This window comes from Thalassospira sp. A40-3 (assembly GCF_015871485.1).
GTDB lineage: Bacteria > Pseudomonadota > Alphaproteobacteria > Rhodospirillales > Thalassospiraceae > Thalassospira > Thalassospira tepidiphila.
The window spans coordinates 3,562,146-3,586,489 of sequence record NZ_CP065428.1 but is presented as its reverse complement, the minus strand read 5'-3'; the positions used below and the strand labels follow the sequence as shown (position 1 = coordinate 3,586,489).

Sequence of the window (24,344 nt, the reverse complement as noted above, 5' to 3'; positions counted from 1 at the left end):
CGATCCGCGGGACAAGAAGTTCCCAAACCTTTCATGGGCTCTGCAAACACATGGGCATAACCGACGGCAACAAAAAGGTGATGGACCGACAGGTCTTTGCCATCGATCAGGTTATTTTCCGCGAAGGAAAGCCTGGAAACGCTGCCTATGTGGTGCAGGAAGGCCAAGTCGAAATCTTCAAGACGCTGGGCGAAGGCAAAGAGGTTATTCTCGGCTCGATCGAGGCCGGTGGTCTTTTTGGTGAACTTGCACTTGTCGATAATCAGCCGCGAATGGCCTCTGCCCGGGCCAAAGAACGTACCGTTTTGATCGCGATCAGCCGCCAGACGTTTGAAAAGAAAATGTCGGGGTCGGACCGGTTTATCAAAGCCGTGTTGCGAATCCTTTTGGGCAACTACCGCACGGTTGTGCGCCGGGCGGCATTGGCTGAGTCGAAGCTCAAGGAACATGGCATTCCGCTTGACGGTTAGGGTGGGCTGAATGCGGGGTGGGGCCGTGGCTTGCGCGATAATGCGTAAAGCACGGCAGGCTTGCTGGATTGTCCCTTGACTATATCTGCTCAAACCCTCACTAAATCAGGCTTTGGCGTGTTGTTTGGGGGCGATTTGCGCCCAAATGCACGCAACCGATATTCGCCTTATGCAGGAGCAGGTCTAGTGCGCTATGTCAGCACGCGGGGAAGCGCCCCCGTTTTGCAGTTCGATGAAGTTCTTCTTGCCGGTCTGGCCCGTGACGGGGGGCTTTATGTTCCCGAAACCTGGCCGACCTTTTCCAAGGATGACATTCGTGCGCTGCGAACTCTGACTTATGCCGAAGTGGCCTTTAAAGTCATCCAGCCGTTTGTTGCCGGCACTGTTGATGACGACGCCCTTAAGACCATTCTCGAAGATACCTATCGCGGCTTTAATCACGAAGCGGTCGCTCCGCTTAAACAGCTTGGCCCGAATGACTGGGTGATGGAGCTGTTCCATGGTCCGACGCTGGCGTTTAAGGATTACGCGCTTCAGGTGGTTGGCCGTCTGTTTGATCATGTTCTGGCCAAACGTGGCGAGCGTATCACGATTGTGGGGGCGACGTCGGGTGATACCGGGTCGGCAGCGATCGAGGCCTGCCGGGATCGAGAAAATATCGACATCTTCATTCTGCATCCCAAAGGCCGCGTTTCTGAAGTTCAGCGTCGTCAGATGACGACAGTCCTTTCGGACAATGTGCACAACGTTGCCGTCGAAGGATCGTTTGATGATTGCCAGGATCTGGTCAAGGCGCTGTTTAACGACCATGGCTTCCGCGATGAGGTTGGTCTGTCGGCGGTGAATTCGATCAACTGGGCGCGCATCATGTGCCAGATCGCCTATTACTTCTGGGCGGGTGTGCAGCTTGGCTCGCCGGAACGCGAAATTTCGTTCTCGGTGCCGTCGGGCAACTTTGGCAACGTTTATGCCGGTTATGCCGCCATGCAGATGGGCCTTCCGATCAAGCAGTTCGTGGTCGGTGCCAACCGCAATGACATCCTTGCCCGTTTCTTTGAGACCGGGACCATGAAGATGGAAGGCGTTGAGCCGTCGCTCAGCCCGTCGATGGATATTCAGGTCAGTTCGAATTTTGAACGTCTGATGTTTGATCTTTATGATCGTGATGGGCTTGCGATTGCCGAGATGCTGACCAAGTTCCGTGAAACCGGTGTTATGGAAATGTCGCAGGGCCAGTTTGGCCGCGCGCGTGAACATTTCGATGGCTATCGACTGGATGACGAAGAAACGAAAGCCGCGATCAAGGATGTGTTGGCAACCAGCGGCGAACTGGTGGATCCGCATTCGGTGATCGGTATCGTGTCAGGCCGTCACTGCAATCGCGACAAATCGGTACCGATGGTGGCACTGGCAACCGCACATCCGGCGAAATTCCCGGATGCGGTCAAGCAGGCGTCGGGTATCTACCCGGACTTGCCGCCGCGTCTTTCTGATCTATATGACCGACCTGAAAAGGTCGAACCAATGTCCAACGATGTGGCGGCCTTGATGGCGCATGTCCGCAAGAACCGGCGTGCAGCCTGAAGACCAGCCGTGGTTGGGAAAAGAATGCGAAACAGGAGTAATGCTATATGACAGTCGAGCTCACCCAGCTTGACAATGGAATGATTGTCGCGACTGACCGCCTTGATCATGTGCAGTCGGTTGCCTTGGGCACGTGGGTTGATGTCGGGGCGCGCAATGAGACGCCCGACATTAACGGCATTTCCCATATGCTTGAACATATGGCGTTCAAGGGCACGCGTCGTCGTTCCGCGCTTCAGATTTCCGAAGAAATCGAAGCAGTTGGCGGGCAGATGAATGCCTACACGTCGCGTGAAAACACGGCCTATTATTGCAAGGTCCTGCACGAAGATCAGGAACTGGCAATTGATGTGATTGCCGACATTCTTCAGCATTCCACACTGGATGCGAAGGAACTTGAACGCGAACGCCAGGTGATCCTGCAGGAAATCGGTCAGGCCAATGACACGCCTGACGACATCATTTTCGATTATTTCCAGGAAACCGCCCTGCCCAATCAGGCACTGGGGCGCTCAATCCTGGGCAGTCCGGAAAATGTATCGTCGCTTAGCCGTGATCATCTGTTTGATTTCATGTCGCGCCGCTACAGCCCGAAACGCATGGTGTTTTCGGCATCGGGCAAGGTTGAACATGATCGCGTTGTCGATATGGTCGCCAAGAAATTCGACAGTCTTCCGGCCCATGAAGATCACGAGATGGAGCCGCTTAAATACGAAGGCGGCAGCCGGATTGAAAACCGCAAGCTTGAACAGGTGCATGTGATCTTTGGTCTGCCGACCGTGTCCTACACCGATGACAGTTTCTATGACCTGCAGGTGTTCAACACCCTGCTGGGCGGTGGCATGTCATCGCGCCTGTTCCAGGAAATCCGCGAAAAGCGCGGGCTGGTTTATTCGGTCTATAGCTTCTCGTCGCACTATGTTGATGGTGGCTTGTTCTCGATCTATGCCGGGACCGGTGCCAATGACGTTGGCGAATTGATGCCCGTCATGTGTGATGAACTGGTCCGCGCGACCGAGGATCTGACCGAAGAAGAAGTCGCACGTGCACGTGCGCAGCTCAAGGCATCTGTGGTCATGGCGATGGAAAGCAATTCCGGCCGCTGTGAAACACTTGCCCGTCAGATCCAGATTTTCGGCCGCCCGCAAAGCATGGAAGAAATCGTTGAAAAGATCGACGGTGTTGACCTTGAAAGCGTGCGACGTTCGGGTAAGGCATTGCTGGATGGCACGCCGACCGTGACGGCCCTCGGCCCTGTCGATCAGATGCCGTCCTACGACGATCTGGCGGCACGCCTGCGTAGCTAGGATGCGGCGGGCTTTGAACGCATTAACGGCACCTGCCTGACCCGGCTGGTGCCGTTTCTTTTTGCGGCGGTGCTTCGGCTGGTGTATCCCGATAGCAGGACAGTTCGTGGAAAGTGCAGCATGCAATATGCCTTTGACATAGGGGGCTCGAATATCGAGTTCGGTGTTTTTGATGCGGGTGGGGCGATGGTGCTTCATCGCAAGGCATCAACACCGCTTGGTGACCGAGATGCCTTTGTCAAAATCCTGGCGGGCTTTGTGCACGAGGCCGATGAGCAATATGGCAGATGCGATGTTGGCATCAGTCTTGCCGGCGGGATGGATCCGCAAAGCGGGGCGGTCATTTCTGCCAATATTCCGGCCATCAAGGATTGGCCGCTGTCGGCCGAGCTTTCAGCCATTCTGGACCGTCCTGTTCTGGTCGAAAATGACGCCGATTGTTTTGCCTTGGCCGAGGCAACAACAGGTGCCGCCCAAAACGCACGCACCGTCTTTGCCATAATCCTTGGCACCGGGGTTGGTGGCGGCATTGTGTTCGATGGTCAGTTCGTTGGCGGCAACAGCGGTATTCGCGGCGAATGGGGGCATGGCAATGATGTTACCGGTAGCCTCATCAAACATGGCCTGTCGGCGGTTGCCTGCGGCTGCGGGCGCACAGGGTGCCTTGATAGCTGGGGCGGGGCGCGCGGGCTTGAACGGATTTACGCGCAACTCCATGATCAGGCACCTGCAAGCCACGACATCACAACTGCATGGATGGCCGGGGATGACAAGGCAGCGCGGGTTATCGACATCTATTGTGATCTGGTTGCCCGTGAATTGGCATTGATGATCAATGTTCTCGATCCGGACTGTGTCCCGGTGGGCGGCGGATTGGCATCCGAGACCGCCTTGATCGCAGAGATTGACACCCGGGTGCGTAAGCATGCCCTGGGGCGATATGACGGGCCGCTGGTGGTGCCCGGCGCCTATGCCAGGGATGGCGGTTTGCGGGGGGCGGCCCTGTTGCACCAGATGACAGCCCGGCCGAAATTCGCATAACCGATCCGGTCATATCAGAAAAATATTATCCAATCAGAAGAATGGCCTATGCCTTGGTATGCTTACGGTTTAGAATTTGCCGCATGCGATTATCGGACTTAATTGTCGCACTATAACAAGGCTTTATGACTGGCGTTTTTGCGCAAAGCCGTGCCAGTCAAAAAATGGGAAATCACATGACCACCGAGTTTGAGACCGATCATCAAGGCGAAATGGCCAAAATGTTCGAACAGCGTGTTGAGGGGATCCTGAAGCTCGGTATTGAGCAGTTCGGTCTGCCAGTCGGCATCTTTAGTGCGATTGGCGAACAGACCTATGAAATTCGACAGGTGTTTCATCCGGAAAATGTCCTGACCCCGGGCATGGAATTCGATCTTGATGAGACATTCTGCAGTCAGGTTATTTCGGCCAGTAAAGTCTTTGCCTTTCATGATGTCAGTGAAAGCGAACTGGGGTCGCATCCGGCGGGCGAGAAATTCGGGTTTGCCGCCTATCTTGGCGCACCGATTGTTGTCGAAGGTGAATGCATCGGGACCCTTGCATTTGGCAGCCCGGTACCGGTGAAGGCGTTTGCCAAGCATGATATCGATCTGGTGCAGCTTTTTGCAGACTCAATCGGGCAGGCGGTTGCCCATATCCATGATCGCAAGGCACTTGATCAGGCGCGCAAGGATATCGAGCTTTCGACCAATACCGATCCGCTGACGGGGCTTTACAATCGCCATTACATGGAAGGTATCTTGCGCACCGAGCTTGAACGTTCAAACCGTTATGGCAATGCGGTTGTGATCGGGATGGTCTATTTCGACAATCTCAAGAACCTGAATGAGAACTTTGGCTATGATGCCGGTGATGCGGCGTTGAAACTGTTTGCCAAGGTGGCATCGGGCATGAAGCGCGAAACCGATGTCATCGCGCGCTGGAGCGACAAGGAATTCATTATCCTGATGCCTGAAACCGGGGCCGCAGGTGCGCTTAACTACCTACAGCGCCTGACCGAGCGCGTTGGTGCCGAGGATTTCGAGGCCGGAAGCGCACACCCGAAGCTTACACTCAGCATCGGCCTTGGCATCGCCGAGGCGGGCGATACGCTTGATAAACTGGTGTCGCGCGCCAGCATAGCCATGCACCAGTCAAAGCAGTCTTGAACGGATAATGTGTGGTCGCACCTTCGTGTGCGGCCATGTTGCATCAAGCGGGCAAAAGAAAACCGCTTTGAGGAAAACCTCAAAGCGGTTTGTCTTGGCTGGGGCGGTAGGATTCGAACCTACGGTACACGATACCAAAAACCGATGCCTTACCACTTGGCCACGCCCCATCAGCGTGCGTGGCGCGGAAAATAGCGCCCTCATGACAAGAGTGCAACCCTCTATTTGAAGGTTTTTTTATCTCGCGCTCAGTCGGGGAAGGCAGCCCCCATATCTGCCTGCTCGCGGCTCTTTTCCGTCAGGATATGGGTGGGCGAAATCCACCAGTCCGGGTTCTGTGCCGCAATGGCATTTGCCGCACGTTCGGCCTGATCGTTTGTGTCGTAAATTCCAAAACACGTCGCCCCGCTGCCTGACATTCTGGCCAGCAAGCATCCCTCTTCGCGGGCAAGCGCATTTAGCACATCACAAATTTCCGGAAGGATACCTGTGGCCGGCAGGGTCAGGTCATTGCCGCATTCCGACAATGCATCGGCAAGGGCCGCACCACTTTGAAAGGTCTGCTGGGTATCCCATGCGCCGGTCGGACTAAACTCCTCGTCCGCCCGGGCCTTGAAGATTTCGGGTGTTGAAACCGCCTTGCCGGGATTGATCAGGACCATCGGGACGGACGGCAGGTCGGGCAGTGCGGTGATTTCCTCGCCAATGCCCGACATCAGACAGGTTCTACCATGCAGGCAAACCGGAACATCTGCCCCGAGTGACAGGGCAATACGTGAAAGGGTGTCTGCGTCGAGATCAAGTTTCCACATTTCGCACAGCAACCGGATCGTCGCCGCCGCATCAGCCGACCCACCACCGATGCCCGATGCAATCGGCAATCGCTTATCAAGGATCAGGTCGGCCCCCTGTGTCGTGCCACTTTCGGCCTGGAGCATCCGGGCGGCACGCATCACAAGATTGTCGCTGGTGTCTTCAAGGGCGAGGTTGGCGGCCATGGGGCCTGTGATCGAAAGGGTGATGTTGCCATCGTCGCGCACCTCACCACTTACCACGTCGCCGGATGCGGTAAAGCAGACGAGGCTTTCAAGCAGGTGATAGCCGTCATCGCGTTTGCCGGTGACGTGCAAAAACAGGTTAACCTTGGCAGGTGCCTGCTGGCGATAGGTCGCAGACATGAACGTTTCTTCCCAAATGCGTCAGTTTACGACGGTCGGGGCCACGCTTGGTACATGACCATTGATCTTGGCTTCGACGGTACTGCGCAGTTCTTCGGTCGGATTGAAGGACAGGGCACGGTGCCACTGGAAGCGGGCCTCGTGATAGCGCCCGATCTGCCAATAGGCATCCCCCAGATGATCATTGATGGTCGGATCGTCGGGTTTCAGTTCGACCGCCTTTTCAAGCTGTTCGACCGCATCTTCGAACCGGCCAAGCTTGTAGTAAACCCACCCCAGACTGTCGACGATATAGCCATCATCAGGCTGCAATTCGACAGCGCGTTTAAGCATGTCTTCGGCCTGTTCGAAATTCATGCCCATATCAACCCAGCTATAACCAAGATAGTTGAGCACATAGGGCTGTTCCGGTTCGACTTCGAGGGCCTGAAGGAAATCTGCCTCGGCCTTGGCCCAGTCCCCGGCACGTTCATGGGCAATGCCGCGACGATACAGCAAACGCCAGCCAACCTGTGTCTGGCCACCAAGCCGTTCAATCGCCTTGTCATAGGCGTCTGCGGCCGGGCCATATTGTTGCTGAATGCGGAGGATATCGCCAAGCTGGATCAGCGCATCCGGGCGATCTCGGCGTTCGCTGACCATGTCTTTGAGGATATCAATCGCTTCATTCGCGCGGCCGATCTGCTCAAGGCTTGAGGCGGTACGAAGGCGTGCGTTCCAGCTGTGCGGGGATGAGCGCGGGATCCCTTTGTAAACCTCAATTGCCGTTTCAAAGCGGTTCTGAATTTCCATCACTTCACCCACCAGAAGGCGGGTAATGTCATCATCGGGACGCAGCGACAGCGAATAGCGCGCCATCAGCAAGGATGGATCAACCGCGTTTTCCTGACTAAGCAGGGTGGCGATATCGAGATAGGCCTCTGCCAGACCCTCTGCCGGGGTCAGCATGGTGGCGATCGGTGGTTCTTTGCGATCAAGCCGTGCGAGATGGAACGGCATGGCAAGCGATTGCGGATGCCGATCCATATAGCTTTCATACAGAAGCGACGCCTTTTGCACTTGGCCTTTACGCTCGTAAACAGCGCCAAGGGCCTCGGCGGCGCGAAGCGGCGCGTCGGCCGGATCGCCATAGGCACTGGCAAGGGCGCGTTCGGCGGCATCAAAATCACCAAAATGCGCCAGGATCAGACCGCGATGGTATTCAGAAAGCGGGTTAAGCGCGCCATTGCCCTGCATGCCATCAAGGGCGGTCATTGCCGCGTCTTTTTGATCAAGGCCGGTGTAAAGCCAGGCCTTTGCCAGCGGAGCAATCAGGGCATTGATGCCGCGTTCTGGCAGGCTTGAGACAATATCAAGCGCATCCTGATAACGATCTTCACGAATGGCAGCATCCATCACCGTCAGGGCCGCAAACAGGTCCTGATCGTTTTCGGATTGCAAGCTGGTGGCAATGTCGACGGCATCGCTGATGCGCCCGTCGCTGATCAATGCCAGGAAGGCACGGCGGCGCAATTCGGCGTTATCGGGGTCGAGTTGATGGGCGCGCAATAGATATTGCGCTGCGTAGTCCGACCGGCTTTCCATCTGGGCGGCCTTGCCAGCCAGGAAGTTGCCCGAAAACCCGTTGGATTGCGGATACTCGAAAACGGCATCGCCGCTGTTCTGTGGCATGGTGCCACAGGCCGAAAGCGCAATAGCCGTCATCGGGATGAGGAGATGTAACAATTTACGTTTCAAAGGCTTTTCCTGCGTCCGCAATTCGGGTTCGGCGATGCCAGATCTGGCGCATCGCCATAGTGAATTTCGGGATTAGCCTACTCAGTCGGCAATTATAAGGCAAAGCATTTGCAACAACGACAAACCGCTATCTTTGAATGGGATCACTGACACGGGAATACGCAGCACAGGATAATATGTCTTCAGTCCCGCGACAGGGCTTCTTTGACCAGCGCAATCCAATAGCTGACACCATGCGTGATTGCGTCATCGTTGAAGTCATATGCGGCGTTATGAAGCAACCGGTCGCCATCCGTCGGGCCATTGCCGAGCCAGATATAGCAACCCGGTTTGACATTCAGCATGAAGGCGAAATCTTCGCTGGCCATGGACGGTTCCGGATTGGTGTCCACCTGATCTGCGCCGACAATCTTCGATGCCACCGAAAGGGCAATTTCGGATTCTGCCGGGCTGTTGATTGTTGCCGGATAGCGGCGTTGATAATTCACGCGGGCATCGCAGCCCAGGGCCTGTGCCGTGTGTTTGGCTGTGTCGACCAGACGCGCTTCGATAACATCCTGAATATCAGGATCAAACGTGCGCACAGTGCCGCGAATGGTTGCGGTATTGGGGATTACGTTCCATGTGTCACCGCCGAAAATCTGCGTGGGCGAAATGACAGCGCTTTTCAAAGGATTGATTTCGCGTGCGACAATGGTTTGCAGTGCCAGCAGAACCTGACCTGCTGTCGTAATCGGATCATGTCCGAGATGGGGCATGGCCGCGTGGCACCCTTTGCCCTCAATCACGATTTCAAACACGTCATAGCTTGCCATCATCGGGCCAGCCTTGACGGCCATGGTGCCGATATCGCGGCCCGGCCAGTTATGCATGCCATAAACCGTATCGACCGGATGGCTGTCAAACAGGCCCTCTTTGACCATCTCGCGCCCGCCGCCTTCGTTTTCTTCGGCAGGCTGGAAAATAAAATCGACGGTTCCGGCAAAATCCGGGTTTTCAGCAAGGATTTTGGCTGCACCAAGCAGCATGGTCATGTGCCCATCGTGGCCACAGGCATGCATTTTACCCGGATGCTTTGACGCATAAGGCAGATTGGTTGTTTCATGGATATCAAGTGCATCCATGTCGGCGCGAAGCCCGATCCGCTTTCCTGCCCCTTTGTTGCCATGCAGGGTTGCGACAACGCCTGTCTTGGCGATGCCGGTTTTGACTTCCAAGCCAAAGGATTTCAGCTTTTCTGCGACAAAGGCACTGGTCAGGTTTTCTTCAAATGCGGTTTCAGGGTGAGCATGCAGATGGTGACGCCAGCTGATGAATTCATCGACAAGTTCGGTGGTGCGAGGATGAAGGGAGCAAGAAGGGACAGTCATCTGCATACTCGATTTTGGATGATATGTGCGGGCGTAAACCCGGTAACTTAGCACCGGGACCACCATATTTCAGATGGTCCCGGTTACAGGATGTTATCAGATACCCTGAAGTTTCAGGATCGCTTCGGCAACAAGAACCGAACCGGCATAGGTGCCAAGGAAGACAAGGCAGGCAACCAGTGCCAGTTTCCAGCCGGAATGTTTGGCAACTTCGATTTCCTTTTTGGCAATCGCAAAGCCGGCATAGGCGAGAGCCGGGGTTGCAAGGGCCAGGAAGTTAACCGATTTGGCCTGTGCGACAATCCATTCCGAACCCGGGGTCCAGGGCAGGGTCGCGACAATGCCAACCAATGAAATCCATGCAACGCTTGGCAGATAGAACGGCGCAAAGCGGGTCAGGATAAGGCCAACCATCGAGATCAAATAGATCACGATCATGCCCATAAATCCGTCCATCAACGGTATCGCCGGTCCAACTGTGTTCATCACAAGTCCCACAAGGCAGACAATGATCAGGACGATGGCATGATCGACAAGATCAATTTTCGGGCGGGTGGTTTCTTTTGCAACAACGCTATCAGACATGATCAAGCCCCCTTGTTGTCAGCAGCGGCAAGGTCACGCTTACCAGCCGTCGCGTTATAGAGTTTTTCAACGATCGGAAGAGCAATAAACAGTCCGGCATAAAGACCTGTTGCATAGGTCAAAAGGTTGCTCGCCCCGGCAAGTGCAAGGATTTCGTCCTTCATGCCCGGGACAACTTCCGTCAGCGCACCAGTGCAGGCCGCCATCATTGATCCGCTGCCGATCCCGCATGCCATTGCAAGCGCGCGCGGATCAAAAACATCAATGCTGGCAAACAGTGACGCCAGAATGGCAAAAATAAAGGTGCCGAAAAGCGTACCGATCACATAAACGCCCATGACACCCGCACCTTCCGGGCTTTTAAGCGTGTAACGGTCGGCAATGATGGCAAGGTTCGGTTCACGTGCGATCGAGAAGGTCGCACCAATGGCCTCACGGCCCATTTTAAGGCCCCAAACCGCCAGCGGGAATGCCAGAACAATCGTGCCGAGGTTCCCGAGTTCCTGCAGCAACAGCGCAGGACCCGCTTCGATGATGGTTTCGATTGCCGGGCCGATGGTGGTTCCGAATTTGGCGATGAACGGCATGATCGCAATGACGATCAGCGGTGAGGCTGCCTTGACTTCTTTTTCACCGATGAACTTGCCAAATTTCGGCATGACATTCGGATTCATAAGGGCTGCCATGATAAAGGCATAAAGCAGCGGCAACAGAAGGATTGCCCCAATTCCCAACGGAATTTTGCGGATGCCGATCAGCTCGGCGATTGCCCCAATGATGATAACGGCTAAATGGAGCTTCCATAGCCCCATTTGTCCCCGAAGCGCATTCATTTCCCAGTCTCCTTGACAGACAGTGGCGTTTACGACGCAAGGACACCTTTCCCATTGATGCGGGAAACCAAACGCGCCTTGTCATCCCTGTAAAATCCGGCGACGCAAAATTCATCGTTTTGCCATTTTTAGATCCGGAATTTCCGTCCGAGAATGGGAACATGCCGATTCATGGGCAAGTGCCATTTTGGGATGCTTCTGTTGCCGAAATGGCAACAGGTCACGCAAGGTTATTCATGTTCTTCGGGATACCAGGCGGAGCCAAATGCCTCCATCCGATCCCGGATCATGCCTGTAACCGCCCGCACTGCGGCGGTTTTGGGGCGCTCCTTGCGCACCAGCAAGTGTGAAGGAACACGCGCCAGGAAGGGATCGGTCATCGGGATGGCAACGACTTCTCCTCTGCGTAGTTGTCGTGATACCGCAAATGCGGGCAGATAGGTAATACCGCCCCCCGACAGGACAAAGTGAATGGCAACATTGATCGAATCGGCGGTCAGAAAAGCATCCCGCGCAACGCGATTCCCCGGATCGGCATTTGCCAAAAGTTTGGATACCCCGAAGTTCTGATCCAGCAAGGCGGCCGGATAATTCAGCGTTTCATTCAGTTTGCAACTTTGCTTGGAGGCAAGGGCAAATTCCGGCGGGACCAGCACGCAAAGCGGGCTATGGTTTTCGGCAAGTAATTCAAGCTCTGGCGTGCGCGGCGGGTTGAAAACCAGCCCCAGATCATAGTCATCGCGCAGAATGCCATGGGTGATCTTCTCGGTTCCGGCAACATCGACTTCAAGCCGAATGTCGGGGAACTCGTCGCGCAGCGGGCGGATCACGTGATTAACAAGATCGACAACAAAGCCTTCCCCGGTTGCGATGCGCACCGTCCCGGCAATGGCGCCACGGGCCGCAGCAAGATCAACCGCAAATGCTTCGTCGATTTCAATGCGCTTGCGTGCATGTGCCGCAACCATATGCCCCGTTTCGGTAAAGATGATCCCGCGTTTGGTGCGTTCCATCAAAAGCGTATTCAGATGAGCCTCAAGGCTTGAGATCTGTCGACTGATCGCCGAGGGGGCAATGCGCAAGTTCTCGGCGGCAGTCCGGATCGAGCCGGCTTCGAAAACAGCCAAAAAATAACGGAGAGGTTTGTCATCGATCTTCATATCGGGGCTTCGAATTGTGGGGCGATGTCGTAATCAGAGCATATCTGTTGCTGTTTCGGCAACAACATGTTCCGGCAATTGATCTTGAAACAGCGGTGCTTCCGCCGGAAGTTGATCAGGAAATCAAAACAGAAAAGGGCGGAAAAGGGCGTTCAAAGGTGAAGGTTGTCGCCTTTGATACAGCGCGTAACGACCCCAAAGCAGCAAAGAGGCAGCAATCGTGACACAAACACACATCAATGGCAGCGGAACCGTCGGGGTCATTGGGCTTGGAAATATGGGACTTGGTATGGCGCGCACACTTTTGCGCGAGGGCCACGCGGTAACCGGGTTTGACCTTTCCGTCGAACGCCAGGCGGATGCTGCGCGCGATGGTGTGACCATCGTTGCCACCCAGCAGGAACTTTTTAGCGCCTGTGAGACCATCATTCTTTCCTTGCCGACTGCACGACACGTGCAAACCGTTCTGATCGGGGATAATGGCCTTGTATCTTGTGATCTTGCGCCGCGCCTGATCATTGATACGACAACGTCTGAACCCGATGTGACCCGCGAACTTGACGCGGCTTTGCGTGTGATCGGTCATGTCCTGATTGATGCGCCGGTCAGTGGTGGCCCCGCTGGTGCCAATAGTGGGCAATTGACCATGATGGTTGGCGGCGATGATGCCGATTTTGCCAAGGCGATGCCGATACTTTCAGTTCTGGGTGGCAAGATTACCCATGTTGGCCCGGTGGGGGCTGGTCACGCCGTCAAGATTATCAACAACATGCTGGTTGCGACCCATCTTTTGACCATGCGCGAAGCAGTCGCGCTGGGCAAGGCGGCCGGGGTGGATACCAACTACCTGATCTCCGCACTTAATGCCGGTTCCGGGCGCAGTGCTGTTAGCGAAGTCAATTATCCGAAATGGGTTCTTACCGGGCAGTTTGACAGTGGCTTTACCATGGGGTTGATGCGCAAGGATATGCGCCTTGCCATGGCCTTGGCATCGCAAAAGGACGTGGCGCTTCCGGTCAGTCAACTGGCGGGACAGATTTGGCAGGACAGTGCAGCGGCGCTTTCCGATGACATGGATTTCAATCGCATCACCGAATTAACCGCGAGCACCAACACCGCCCAGGCAGGAGAATGACAATGAGCAGCGCAGATAAACTGATGACGCCTGACTATGCCATGGCCATGGCACCGTTCTTTGCGGATGGTGTTGTTGGCAGTTGGGTCAATGGTGCGATCATGCCGGGCACAGGTGATGATGTCCAATTGATCGATCCTGCAACCGGCAAGGCTTTTATGACCTTCAAGGATGCTGGTGGCGATGTCGTGGACGCTGCTATGAAGGCGGCGGTTGCCGGACAGCGTGCCTGGTGGGCAATGACGGCAGCTGAACGTGGCCGTATTCTTTGGAAAATTGGTGCCCAGGTCCGCGATCATCTTGAACAGCTGGCACTTCTGGAATGCGTTTCTGCCGGTAAACCGATCCGCGATACGCGGGTCGAGGTGCTTAAAGTCGCTGAGATGTTTGAATATTATGCCGGTTGGGCGGACAAGCTTCATGGCGATGTCATTCCGGTGCCGACAAGCCATCTGAACTATACCCGCCCCGAGCCATATGGCGTTGTTACGCAAATAACGCCCTGGAACGCGCCGATCTTCACGGCCGGTTGGCAGTTGGCCCCGGCCTTGTGTGCGGGCAATGCAGCGGTTCTTAAACCGTCGGAAATGACGCCGCTGACCTCTGTTGCGCTTGGTGTTCTGTCGAAAAAGGCAGGTTTGCCTGATGGGGTGATTTCGGTGCTGGCAGGATTGGGCCATACCACGGGTGTTGCGGCGACAACCCACGATGCCACCCGTAAGGTTGTCTTTGTCGGATCCCCCAAAACCGGCTCTGTTATCGCGGCCCAAGCCGCCCAGAATATCGTGCCTTGTGTTCTTGAGCTTGGCGGGAAATCGGCAAACATCGTGTTCGAAGATGCCGATCTTAAGCGTGCCGTGACTGGCGCGCAGGCCGCGATCTTTAGCGGAGCCGGGCAAAGCTGTGTTGCCGGTTCGCGCCTGTTGGTTCAGCGTTCCGTGTTGGATCAGTTCCAGGAAATGCTGGTTACAGGTGCCAATCATATTCCAGTGGGCGATCCGCTTGATGCCGCAACTCAGGTTGGGCCGATCAACAATGATGCCCAGTATCAGACGGTAAATCGCCTGATCGCGGCGGGGCGTGCCGAAGGGGCTGAAATTCTTGCAGGTGGTGTCCGCCCGGATGGGGGCGCTTGTGCCGATGGGTATTTCTTGCGTCCGACGGTTCTTGGCAATGTTCGCAACGACATGTCGATTGCGCGCGACGAAATCTTTGGACCGGTTGTTTCGGTCATCCCGTTTGATGACGAGGTCGAAGCCATTGCGATCGCCAACGACAGCAAATTTGGTCTGGCCGGTGCGGTGTGGACCGGTGCGGTGGATCGCGCGCATCGGGTGGCTGCGAACGTGCGGGCCGGGACGTTCTGGATTAACAGCTATAAGACCATCAATGTCATGTCGCCATTTGGCGGATTTGGACATAGTGGCTATGGCCGATCCAGCGGCAAGGAAGGCTTGATGGAATATATGCAGCCCAAAAGTGTCTGGACCGAAACCGCAGCAAACCCGCCGGTTGCTTTTGGCTATGCGCCAGAATGATCAAATGATCAAATGACCAAGTGATCAAATCATCAGACTAAATAATAAGGGCCGCAAGAAGCGGCCCTTATTTGTATGAGGAAAGCCAAAAGGCTTACATGTTCGGGTAGTTAGGTCCGCCGCCGCCTTCGGGCACGACCCAAACGATGTTCTGGGTCGGGTCCTTGATGTCGCAGGTTTTGCAATGCACGCAGTTCTGCGCGTTGATCTGCAGACGCTTGCCACCATTGTCTTCGTCTTCGACAAATTCATAAACACCGGCCGGGCAGAAACGGGCTTCGGGCCCGTCATAGACGGCAAGGTTGGTGTTTACCGGAACACTTGCATCTTTCAGCGTCAGGTGGATCGGCTGATCTTCGCTGTGATTGGTGTTCGACAAGAAGACCGATGACAGCTTGTCGAAGCTGATTTTGCCATCCGGTTTCGGATAGTCGATCTTTGGCATTTCGCTCGCCGGCTTCAGGCAGGCATGGTCGGCATGATTTTTAAAGGTCCATGGGGCCTTGCCGCCGAACAGGTAGGTATCAACCGCACTGTAGGCCATGCCACCCCAGAAGCCCCACTTGGCGAAGCTCGGTCGGATGTTACGCACCTTGTGCAGTTCCGGATAGACCCAGCTGTCTTTGAGGCGCTGCGGGTAGCTTTCCATCTTTGCAGGAACTTCATCGGCCGTCAGGGCCTCAAACGCGGCCTCGGCGGCCAGCATGCCGGTCTTCATTGCGGTGTGTGAACCCTTGATTTTCGGCACGTTCATGAAGCCCGCCGAACATCCGATCAGGCAACCACCCGGGAAGACAAGATCGGGGATCGACTGGAACCCGCCTTCGTTCAGTGCACGTGCACCGTACGAGATGCGACGACCATTTTCGAAAATCTTGCGGATTTCCGGATGCGTCTTGAAACGCTGGAACTCATCAAACGGGCTGAGATGCGGGTTTTCGTAATCAAGACCGATGACGAAACCGACAACCACCTGATTGTTATCAAGATGATAGAGGAACGACCCGCCATAGGTGTCCTTATCAAGCGGCCAGCCAACGGTGTGCTGGATCAGGCCTTCCTTGTGCACTTCGGGGTCAACTTCCCAAAGCTCCTTGATGCCGATGCCATAGGTTTGCGGATCGGAATTTTTGCGCAGATCAAATTTCTTGATCAGCTGTTCGGACAGCGAACCACGGCACCCTTCGGCAAAGAAGGTGTATTTGGCATGCAGTTCCATGCCCGGTTCGTGGTTGGGGCCCGGCGTGCCATCACGTTGCAGGCCCATATCACCGGTGGCGATACCCTTGACCGATCCGTCTTCGTTAAACAGAACTTCGGCGGCGGCAAAGCCCGGATAAACTTCGACACCAAGGGCCTCTGCCTGTTCGCCAAGCCAGCGACAGACATTGCCAAGGCTGACGATATAGTTGCCTTTATTGTGCATTTGCGGCGGGGTCGGCAGCTTTTTAGCGCCGGTTTCGCTCAGCATCATGAACTGGTCTTCGCCAGCCGGCACGTTCAGCGGTGCGCCGCGTTCTTTCCAGTCCGGGAAAAGTTCATTGATCGAGCGCGGCTCCATCACGGCACCTGAAAGGGTGTGTGCGCCGACCTCGGAACCTTTTTCAACCACACAGACGGTGATTTCTTTTTCCTGTTCCTGGGCGAGTTGCATCAGCTTGATGGCCGCTGACAGACCGGATACACCGGCGCCAACAACGACCACGTCAAATTCCATGGATTCCCGTTCCATTTGGCCTCTCTCCTTTGGCTGGCGACCGTATCGAACTGTTTCCGTTCGTTGGCCGTGAGCCGGTATTCACCGTTCAGAGTCTCGCCCAAGCCCTGAATTCTCTCATAATTCTCTATGAATACAGCTATACCGATCATGGGATCAGTTGACAATCCATAGTCACGAACGGTGTCGCGTTTGTACTCTGGCACAAAGGACCCAAAATCGTATAAGGTCGTCCCAAGCAGCAGCCGCGATCCCGTTCGCGGTGCAACATACATCGCCTTAGTGTAGATGAGCAAACCAATTACAGACTTTGATGTAAATAATCTTGACCCGTTCGAGGCCCTTGTCTGGCAATTTGAAATGGGCGCGGACGAGGCCATTGCCGACGAGCCGCTTGACCGTTTCAAGGCGTCCGAAAGCCTGCGTCAGAACGCGGCGAACCGGCCGGGCTTTGGTGCGAATGCGGGTACCAACCCGCAACGTCCGGCAGGGGCGTCGGCCCGTCCGGCACAGGCGGCAGGCAACGGCCCGGCGCCAATCCTGGCTGGCGCGGATGGTGGTTTTTTACTGTCTGACACGCCGCATGAAGCACGCCAGTCCGCACGTGATGCGGCCGCCGCGGCAAACAGTCTTGAGGAGCTCAAGGCAGCAATTGAAAAGTTTGAAGGCTGTGCCCTTAAGAAGTCCGCCAGCAATACCGTTTTTGGCACCGGCAATGTCGAGGCCAAGCTGGTGCTGGTCGGCGAAGCGCCGGGGGCAGAAGAGGACCGTCAGGGACTGCCGTTTGTCGGGCCCAGTGGCAAGTTACTGGATGCCATGTTACGATCCATCGGCTTGGCGCGTGAAGAAGTTTACATCACCAATATCCTGCCATGGCGGCCACCGGGAAACCGACAGCCAACCACAGCCGAAGTCGCGGTGTGTGAACCGTTTGTGCGCCGACATCTTGAATTGATCGGGCCAAAGGTTGTGGTGTGTCTTGGCGGAAGTTCGGCCAAGACCCTGATGGAAGAAGATCGCGGAATCACGCGTTTGCGCGGCACGTGGAAGGAAGTTTCCTTTGCCGATGGCAAAAAGGTCGACCTGACCGCGATGTTCCATCCGGCCTATCTTTTGCGTACGCCGGAACAGAAACGCCTTGCCTGGCGTGATTTGCGCGCGATCGCACAAAAGCTTTAAGGAATTGGCGATAAACTGACTGTATGCATGGGAGATATGCATGCGTTCGAGGTGCGTATTCTGGGGTGGGCCAAGTGCTTGATTCCAGATAAATGATTTCGCGGTTTGGCCATTTGCTGCTATAAGGGACGCCGTTGCACGAGGGGGAACACCGCAGGCAACGGGTTGCGAGACCAAACTGCTTCGGGATAAACACGCGGCTTGAAAACAAGTCTCGTTGGGGAAACTAATTTTGATCGAAGCAATAAGAACACGCCTGCCGGGTGTCAAAAGCACCTTAAGGCAGGGCCTATTCTTCGCGTTTCTTGGCACCATGACCGTCATGGGGGCCACGTCACCTGCTGCTGCGAGCACGCAGGAACAGGCAGCCCTTGGCAGCCCGGTTCTGGATGACGCGCTTTCGACCGTAATCCCCAAGCCACTTTCCGAACGTGACGCCGAACTTTACGAACAGATTTTTGCCGTTCAGGAACAGGGCCGTTGGCAAGATGCCGACCGCCTGATTTCGCGCCTGTCTGATGATGTCCTGATGGGGCACGTGATGGCGCAGCGTTATCTGCATCCGACGGCCTACCGTTCGCGTTACAAGGAACTAAAAGACTGGCTTGCCAGTTATGCCGATCATCCGCAGGCACCGCGCATCTATAAACTTGCGCTGACACGTCGCGGATCGGCCAATTATCCGAAAAAGCCTGTGGGCAGTTATGTTTCGGGTGCTGGTTATGATTACGAGAACATCACACCCTATTATCACAAGTCGTCCAAGAAGCTGTCGTCCAAGCAACGTTCGCGCGTCGCGACCCTGAAAAGTCGTATTCGCCATCGCATCGGCAGTGGCTGGCCGACCGGCGCGCTGGAAGTTCTTGAAAGTGACGAGGCGCAGCGTCTTTTTGATGCCTATGAGCAGGACCATGCCAAGGCGGCAATTGCATCTGGTTACTATTACTTTGGCAAACCGGACCTTGCGTTGAAATATGCCGGTGAAGCGGCAAAGCGTTCGGGCAAGTACCTGCCGCAGGCGCATTGGACGGCGGGCCTGACCGCGTGGCGTCTGGGCAAGATGGATGAATCGCACGCCCATTTCGCAGCGCTGAGCACCAACAAATATGCATCCAGCTGGACCCGGACCGCCGGTGCGTTCTGGGCGGGGCGTATTGATCTGGCCGCAGGCCGGTTCGAAGAGGCCGATGCCATGTTGAACCGCGCGGCGGAATATCCGCGCTCGTTCTATGGTCAGTTGGCGATGCGCGCCCTTGGCCGTGATGATGTCTTTGACTGGGACAGCCTTGAGCTTGATGAAAACCGCGCCAACAAGCTGAAGCTTGATCCGCACGGGCGCCGTGCGCTTTCGCTGTTGCAGATCGGGCAGCGCGATGAAGCCGAACGTGAATTGCGCAAGGCCGCGGCAAAAGATGATGATTCGCTGCGCCGTGCAGTTCTTGCGCTGACCGATACCGCCAACTTTGCATCGCTGACCATGCGCCTTGGCAGCTACATCGCCCAGAAGACAGGTGATGTGTTTGTAAACGCACTTTATCCGGTCCCGCCATGGGAGCCGGAAGGTGGTTACGAAGTTGACCGGGCGGTGATTTATGCCTTCATGCGTCAGGAATCAGGTTTCAATACCGACGCCCGTAGTCATGCCGGTGCACGTGGTTTGATGCAACTGATGCCGGCAACGGCAAGCTATATCGGCAATACCCGTTACCGGGGTGAAAAGCGTGCCGAGCTGTATCAGCCGGAAATCAATCTGTCGCTGGGGCAGAAATACGTTGATCACCTACTTGAACAGAATGGCGTTGATAACGGCTTCTTGCAGTTGATGGCAGCCTATAACGGTGGCATTGGCAATCTTGGCCGCTGGCAGAAGGCGCTTAAGGACAATGTCGATCCGCTGTATTTCATCGAAAGCATTCCGTCGCGTGAAACCCGACTGTTCATCGAACGCGTGATGGCAAACCTTTGGATGTATCGTTCGCGGTTCGGTCAGGAAACGCCGTCGCTTGATCTTCTGGCGGCCGGTGAATGGCCAACCTATCAGCCGCAGGATCAGGAAAATGATCGCGGCCTGACAGCGCAGCGTTAAGCACAATCACCTGCGATGACAGCCAGTAACGGCGACACCCCGCAAAAGCATCCATCCAATGACAAGGACCGCCGCCCGGATCAGGGGACGGTCCTTGATCGTATCAAGATGCCGCCCATGAGCGGCGAAGAAGCTTTGCGACGGTTTAACGAGGGGCAGTCATCGGCAAATGGCGGCGGGAATGCGCCGCAGCCGGGCGAGCTTGATAATCTTCATCCGATCATCAAACTAATGGCACTGGGCGGGACATTGGTTCTGATTGTCGCGGTGTTGCTCGGGGTGCTTTATCTGTTTGCGGCCTAGTTCCCGCAATCCAGACTAGTCGGCGCTGATCACGGCATCGGCACTGGATTGCAGGGCCTTGATTTCGCTTTCAGTGGCATTGCCCAGCGGGTCGTCCTTGGGAAGGTCGCGATAAAGGTCACTAAGCACGCGAAGTGCCTGATCGGACTTGCCATTTTGTTTCAGCATCATGCCGTAATAGTAGCGCGCCAACAGATGGTTGGGCATTTGCCCCAGGGCATGAAGTACAAGATCGCGTGATGTGCTATCGATCTGGCCATCCTGGGCGGTGATGCGGGTATCGGCATATTCAATGGCAAGTAACGGATTGTGCCCCGAAAGGGCATAGGCCTGCGCAAAGGCGGCAACGGCCCGTTCAATATTGCCAAGGCGGAGCGATCCACGGGCCAACGCGACCCAGCCTTGAAGATTGCGCGGGTTTACCTCAAGCGAGACGACAATCTGATTAAGCAAGCGTCTGATCTGTTGATCTGTTTTGAAATCCGGGTCGGTGGCATTATCAGCAACGGCCGCGGCTGCGGCCAGGTTGCGTTCACCGGCACGGTCTGCATAGGGCCGCGATGGCAGGGTCGGGCTGCCAATGATCGCATAAAGACCCAGTGCCGCGATGACCGGCAGTGCGGCAAACGTCACACGGCGCGCACGCGATCCGTGCCCGTCGGATTTCGGCAGGCTTGCATAGAGTGCAGAACCCGCCAGAACTGCCAGAACCGTCAAGCCAACCCAGATCACGCGAAACCTCCGACCGGTTGACGATATGTCAGGCGATCACGTTTCATCAGGTTTTGCCGTCATCATTTGAAGTGCCAAGAAGTTCGTCCAGACGTTCCTGTTCGTCTTTGGACAGGGATGCGGATGCCGGGGAACCTTCGCGCTGCTTGCGGCGATAGAATGCAAAGACCGCAAGCAACGCCAGCAGCACCAGAACAGCCGGGCTTGCCCACAGAATATAGGTTTCCGGTTTTAGCGGCGGGTTCAAAAGGACGTAGTCGCCATAGCGCGCAACGATATAGTCAATGACCTCTTCGTTGTCGTCGCCGGCAACAAGGCGTTCACGCACCAGCACGCGCAGATCACGCGCCAGTTCGGCATCAGAATCATCAATTGACTGGTTTTGACAGACAAGGCAGCGCAGTTCCTTGCTGATTTCACGCGCGCGTTCTTCAAGCACCGGGTTGGACAGCATTTCATCGGGGTTGACCGCAAATGCCGGGTTCGATGCAATGACCGGAACCAGAATGGCAAGTGCGCCAAAAACAAGTTTAAAGCGGCTTATCATCCCTTTAACTCCGCGATTTTCGGCAGCAGGACCTTTTCAAGGACTTCGACCGTAACCGGCCCGACATGCTTGTATCGGATTTGGCCAGTGCCATCGATGATGAAGGTTTCCGGCACGCCATAGACGCCAAAATCAATGCCGGTCCGACCCGACAGATCCATGCCGACAGCGGCATAGGGATCGCCAAGTTCGGCCAGCCATTTCACGCCGTCCTCGGGATCCTTTTCCTTGTAATTCAGGCCATAGACCGGAATGTCGGCTTCGCGCGACAGGCGTTTGATCAGCGGATGTTCTGCACGGCACGGGACGCACCAGCTTGCAAAGACGTTCAGAACCGATACCTCGCCCTTGGTCAGATCCGCACGCGACAGGCCCTTGTCCCGGCCCGGCAGTGGCGGCAGCGAGAATTCCGGTGCCGGTTTATCGATCAGGACCGATGGCACAACCGATGCATCCTTGTCGATGTTTAACAAGAACACCCCGGCCAGTGCGGCAAACAAAACCAGCGGAATGACAGCGATCGAAAATCTCATGAAGCGGGAACTCCAGTCTTCTTGAAGCGCAGGATTACGCGCGTGAGGATGCTGAAACATCCACCGATCAACATCAATAACATGCCACCCCAGACCCAGGGCATCATGGGCAAATAATGAACCGTTACCACCCGGCCGCCGTCATCATCACGGTCACCGATCGAGACATGCAGATCGCCATCGCGACCATGCCAGATATCGGCTTCGCGGGTTTCAACGCCACGGATCGGGTAATAGCGAATTTCAGGGAAAAGTTCGGTGACCGGCAGGGAGTGCCGATACAGGATAAAGGTCGCCTGACGGGTGGCATAGTTTTCACCAGCCAGAAGCGAGACACCTTCATATTGCAGGTTATAGGGGCCTGCCTGAATGCTTTGTCCGGCACGGGCAGAGACAACAACCTGTTCTTCCCAGATGCTGCTGGCCGATCCACCTGCAATCAGGATTGCAAGGCCGATATGGGAAAGGGTCATGCTGATATAGCGCGGACCCAGAAGTTGCAGATTGCGATATTTGCTTTCGCCGTATTCAGGGTGACGCCAAAGCCGCGCCCACAGATCACTTAGCGACGCGGTCAGAACCCAACCGGCAAGACCGATACCGATCAGCGGTGCGGGGGACAGGTCGATAAAGCGGATGGAAACGAACAGCACCGTGATGAGCGACAGGATGGCTGCAAGCTTCATGCGCCGCCCGATCATCCAGACTTCATCCTGTCGCCAGCGCAGTGCTGGCGCAAAGGCCATCAGAAACAGCAAGGGCAGAACAATCGGGATCAGAGCTTTGACATAGAACGGCGCACCGACCGTGATCGGGTCGCCCGTAATCCATTGCAAAACCAGTGGATAAATCGTTCCGATCAGCACGACAGCAGCAACCAGCGACAGCATCACGCTGTTAAGGAACATCGCACTTTCGCGCGAAATGACATCAAAACCGCGACCATCGCCCATCTGATCGACAGATCGCCAGAACAGGTAATAGGCGACCGCAAACACCAGACAGAACGCGACCAGAAGTCCGGTACTGTCAATCGGCAGAAGCTGTGTTTCGGGCAGGGGCGCAAACAGATCTGATCGGGTCAGGTAGACCCCGAACCATCCCACCGCAAGCGTCGTGATGCCCAGAAAGGCTGTCCAGGCGCGCAGGGTTTCGGTTTTTTCCAAAACAGCCCGGCAATGCAAAAGGGCGGTTGCCAGCAACCATGGTAACAGAAGGCTGTTTTCCGCCGTATCCCAGTACCACCAGCCACCCCATGCCTGTTCGCTGTAGGAGCGATAGGCATTGATCGCAATCGCGGTGCCAAGGCAGACCCAGGAAATAATGGTCCAGGATCGCATGGTTTCGGCAAACCGGCGGTCAATCTTGCGGTCAAGCAACCCGGCCAGTGTCATGGCAAAGATACCGGCAAGCCCCGCCAGACCAAGATAAAGAAACGGTTCACGCAGAACTTTAAGAAGGTCCTGGCTTTGCGGGTTCATCCCACGACCGTCAAGTGGCGCAACAGTGACGCGCAGGAACGGGTCGGCATCAATCAGTGTCACGACACCAAGAATTGTGATCAGTGCGCCAAGAACGGAAAGGGCATTGCGCGCAAAGCGATCGGTACAGATGGCCGCAGAACTGCGCAGTTGGATGGCAATCAGAAGATTGACCAGTGAAAGGGCCAGAAGCCACAGCAGCATGGCCCCGCCATCGGGGGTAAAAGCCGCCCCAATGCGATAAAGCAATGGTGTCGATGAATGACTGACGTTCGAGACGATGGGCAGGGTGAAGTCACTAACGATAAAGGCATTGATCAACGCCCCCTCGGCCAGAAGGCCAAGTATCAGAATGACCGCAGGCAAAAGAAACAGACTGGCCGGTTTTACCGTAGTCTGCCCGAAAGCACCGTCATTATCATCGTCATCGGAAAAGGCGGGGCTGCCTGCCGGTGTGGCAGAAGCCCGTTGCGGGGAGAGCATGAGCAGCGATGCACGTAGCCAAAGCGGGCTGAACAGGATCGCCTGTCCAATTCCCGTGACCACCATCAGCAGCAGGGCAAAATGTCCTAACTCTGCAAACATGTGCGTCTATGACTTCCCCAATAGTTCCCCTGCGCCCTATTGCCCGATCGGTCGGGTACAGATCAAGGGGCAATGGTCGCGGCTATGTTTTTCTT

21 protein-coding genes and 1 tRNA gene are annotated in these 24,344 nt (G+C 55.7%); 10 read left to right on the top strand and 12 right to left on the bottom strand.

Annotation, left to right across the window (positions count from 1 at the left end):
- Nucleotides 1–50 precede the first annotated feature (50 nt).
- From IT893_RS16470 to IT893_RS16450, 5 genes are all read left to right on the top strand, one after another.
- Nucleotides 51–470: a cyclic nucleotide-binding domain-containing protein gene (locus tag IT893_RS16470; protein WP_008889204.1), complete on the top strand. Its 420-nt coding sequence runs from the start codon at nt 51–53 to the stop codon at nt 468–470.
- Between the two features lie 186 nt (nt 471–656).
- On the top strand, nt 657–2,054 hold the full coding sequence (gene thrC / locus IT893_RS16465) for a threonine synthase (RefSeq protein ID WP_197146029.1): 1,398 nt from the start codon (nt 657–659) through the stop codon (nt 2,052–2,054).
- 47 nt (nt 2,055–2,101) lie between these two features.
- Nucleotides 2,102–3,361, top strand: a complete 1,260-nt coding sequence (locus tag IT893_RS16460; protein ID WP_197146028.1) for a pitrilysin family protein — start codon at nt 2,102–2,104, stop codon at nt 3,359–3,361.
- A 120-nt stretch (nt 3,362–3,481) separates the two neighbouring features.
- Nucleotides 3,482–4,402, top strand: a complete 921-nt coding sequence (locus tag IT893_RS16455; RefSeq protein ID WP_197146027.1) for an ROK family protein — start codon at nt 3,482–3,484, stop codon at nt 4,400–4,402.
- A 176-nt stretch (nt 4,403–4,578) separates the two neighbouring features.
- Complete coding sequence (locus tag IT893_RS16450; protein ID WP_197146026.1) at nt 4,579–5,550, top strand: sensor domain-containing diguanylate cyclase; 972 nt, start codon at nt 4,579–4,581, stop codon at nt 5,548–5,550.
- Nucleotides 5,551–5,645: 95 nt separating this feature from the next.
- Here IT893_RS16450 and IT893_RS16445 read toward each other — a convergent pair.
- The 7 genes from IT893_RS16445 to IT893_RS16415 form a co-directional block, all read right to left on the bottom strand.
- Nucleotides 5,646–5,720: transfer RNA gene (locus IT893_RS16445), tRNA-Gln, on the bottom strand.
- Between the two features lie 78 nt (nt 5,721–5,798).
- Nucleotides 5,799–6,728, bottom strand: a complete 930-nt coding sequence (locus IT893_RS16440; RefSeq protein ID WP_197146025.1) for a 4-(cytidine 5'-diphospho)-2-C-methyl-D-erythritol kinase — start codon at nt 6,726–6,728, stop codon at nt 5,799–5,801.
- Between the two features lie 21 nt (nt 6,729–6,749).
- Nucleotides 6,750–8,465, bottom strand: a complete 1,716-nt coding sequence (locus IT893_RS16435; protein ID WP_197146024.1) for a tetratricopeptide repeat protein — start codon at nt 8,463–8,465, stop codon at nt 6,750–6,752.
- Between the two features lie 182 nt (nt 8,466–8,647).
- Nucleotides 8,648–9,835 carry a M20 aminoacylase family protein gene (locus tag IT893_RS16430; protein WP_197146023.1) on the bottom strand — a complete coding sequence of 396 codons (1,188 nt, stop codon included), beginning with the start codon at nt 9,833–9,835 and terminating at the stop codon, nt 8,648–8,650.
- A 96-nt stretch (nt 9,836–9,931) separates the two neighbouring features.
- The gene (locus tag IT893_RS16425; protein WP_197146022.1) at nt 9,932–10,420 is read right to left on the bottom strand and encodes a hypothetical protein; all 489 of its coding nucleotides are present in this window, start codon (nt 10,418–10,420) and stop codon (nt 9,932–9,934) included.
- Between the two features lie 2 nt (nt 10,421–10,422).
- Nucleotides 10,423–11,253, bottom strand: a complete 831-nt coding sequence (locus IT893_RS16420; protein WP_197146021.1) for a DUF3100 domain-containing protein — start codon at nt 11,251–11,253, stop codon at nt 10,423–10,425.
- 230 nt (nt 11,254–11,483) lie between these two features.
- A complete protein-coding gene (locus tag IT893_RS16415) occupies nt 11,484–12,413 on the bottom strand; it encodes a LysR family transcriptional regulator (protein ID WP_008889214.1) in 930 nt (309 codons plus the stop codon).
- Between the two features lie 220 nt (nt 12,414–12,633).
- Between IT893_RS16415 and IT893_RS16410 the strand changes: the two genes are divergently transcribed.
- Both IT893_RS16410 and IT893_RS16405 read left to right on the top strand, forming a co-directional pair.
- Nucleotides 12,634–13,548, top strand: coding sequence for an NAD(P)-dependent oxidoreductase (locus tag IT893_RS16410; RefSeq protein WP_197146020.1), 915 nt, complete (start codon nt 12,634–12,636; stop codon nt 13,546–13,548).
- Between the two features lie 2 nt (nt 13,549–13,550).
- Nucleotides 13,551–15,086, top strand: coding sequence for an aldehyde dehydrogenase family protein (locus tag IT893_RS16405; protein WP_252723985.1), 1,536 nt, complete (start codon nt 13,551–13,553; stop codon nt 15,084–15,086).
- A 94-nt stretch (nt 15,087–15,180) separates the two neighbouring features.
- Here the strand turns inward: IT893_RS16405 and IT893_RS16400 are convergent, their stop codons facing one another.
- A complete protein-coding gene (locus tag IT893_RS16400; protein ID WP_197146018.1) occupies nt 15,181–16,818 on the bottom strand; it encodes an electron transfer flavoprotein-ubiquinone oxidoreductase in 1,638 nt (545 codons plus the stop codon).
- Between the two features lie 273 nt (nt 16,819–17,091).
- Between IT893_RS16400 and IT893_RS16395 the strand changes: the two genes are divergently transcribed.
- From IT893_RS16395 to IT893_RS16385, 3 genes are all read left to right on the top strand, one after another.
- The gene (locus IT893_RS16395) at nt 17,092–17,982 is read left to right on the top strand and encodes a uracil-DNA glycosylase family protein (protein WP_197146017.1); all 891 of its coding nucleotides are present in this window, start codon (nt 17,092–17,094) and stop codon (nt 17,980–17,982) included.
- A 232-nt stretch (nt 17,983–18,214) separates the two neighbouring features.
- Complete coding sequence (locus IT893_RS16390) at nt 18,215–20,068, top strand: lytic transglycosylase domain-containing protein (protein WP_197146016.1); 1,854 nt, start codon at nt 18,215–18,217, stop codon at nt 20,066–20,068.
- A 15-nt stretch (nt 20,069–20,083) separates the two neighbouring features.
- Complete coding sequence (locus IT893_RS16385; protein WP_197146015.1) at nt 20,084–20,371, top strand: hypothetical protein; 288 nt, start codon at nt 20,084–20,086, stop codon at nt 20,369–20,371.
- Between the two features lie 15 nt (nt 20,372–20,386).
- Here IT893_RS16385 and IT893_RS16380 read toward each other — a convergent pair whose 3' ends face one another.
- The 4 genes from IT893_RS16380 to IT893_RS16365 are packed head-to-tail and all read right to left on the bottom strand — an operon-like array spanning nt 20,387 to nt 24,249.
- Complete coding sequence (locus IT893_RS16380; protein WP_063088580.1) at nt 20,387–21,103, bottom strand: hypothetical protein; 717 nt, start codon at nt 21,101–21,103, stop codon at nt 20,387–20,389.
- A gap of 46 nt (nt 21,104–21,149) precedes the next feature.
- Nucleotides 21,150–21,650 carry a cytochrome c-type biogenesis protein gene (locus tag IT893_RS16375; protein ID WP_197146014.1) on the bottom strand — a complete coding sequence of 167 codons (501 nt, stop codon included), beginning with the start codon at nt 21,648–21,650 and terminating at the stop codon, nt 21,150–21,152.
- Nucleotides 21,647–22,183 carry a DsbE family thiol:disulfide interchange protein gene (locus tag IT893_RS16370; protein WP_197146013.1) on the bottom strand — a complete coding sequence of 179 codons (537 nt, stop codon included), beginning with the start codon at nt 22,181–22,183 and terminating at the stop codon, nt 21,647–21,649. The genes IT893_RS16375 and IT893_RS16370 overlap by 4 nt, the downstream gene beginning before the upstream one ends.
- On the bottom strand, nt 22,180–24,249 hold the full coding sequence (locus tag IT893_RS16365) for a heme lyase CcmF/NrfE family subunit (protein ID WP_197146012.1): 2,070 nt from the start codon (nt 24,247–24,249) through the stop codon (nt 22,180–22,182). Before IT893_RS16365 ends, IT893_RS16370 begins: the two co-directional genes overlap by 4 nt.
- Nucleotides 24,250–24,344: the final 95 nt, after the last annotated feature.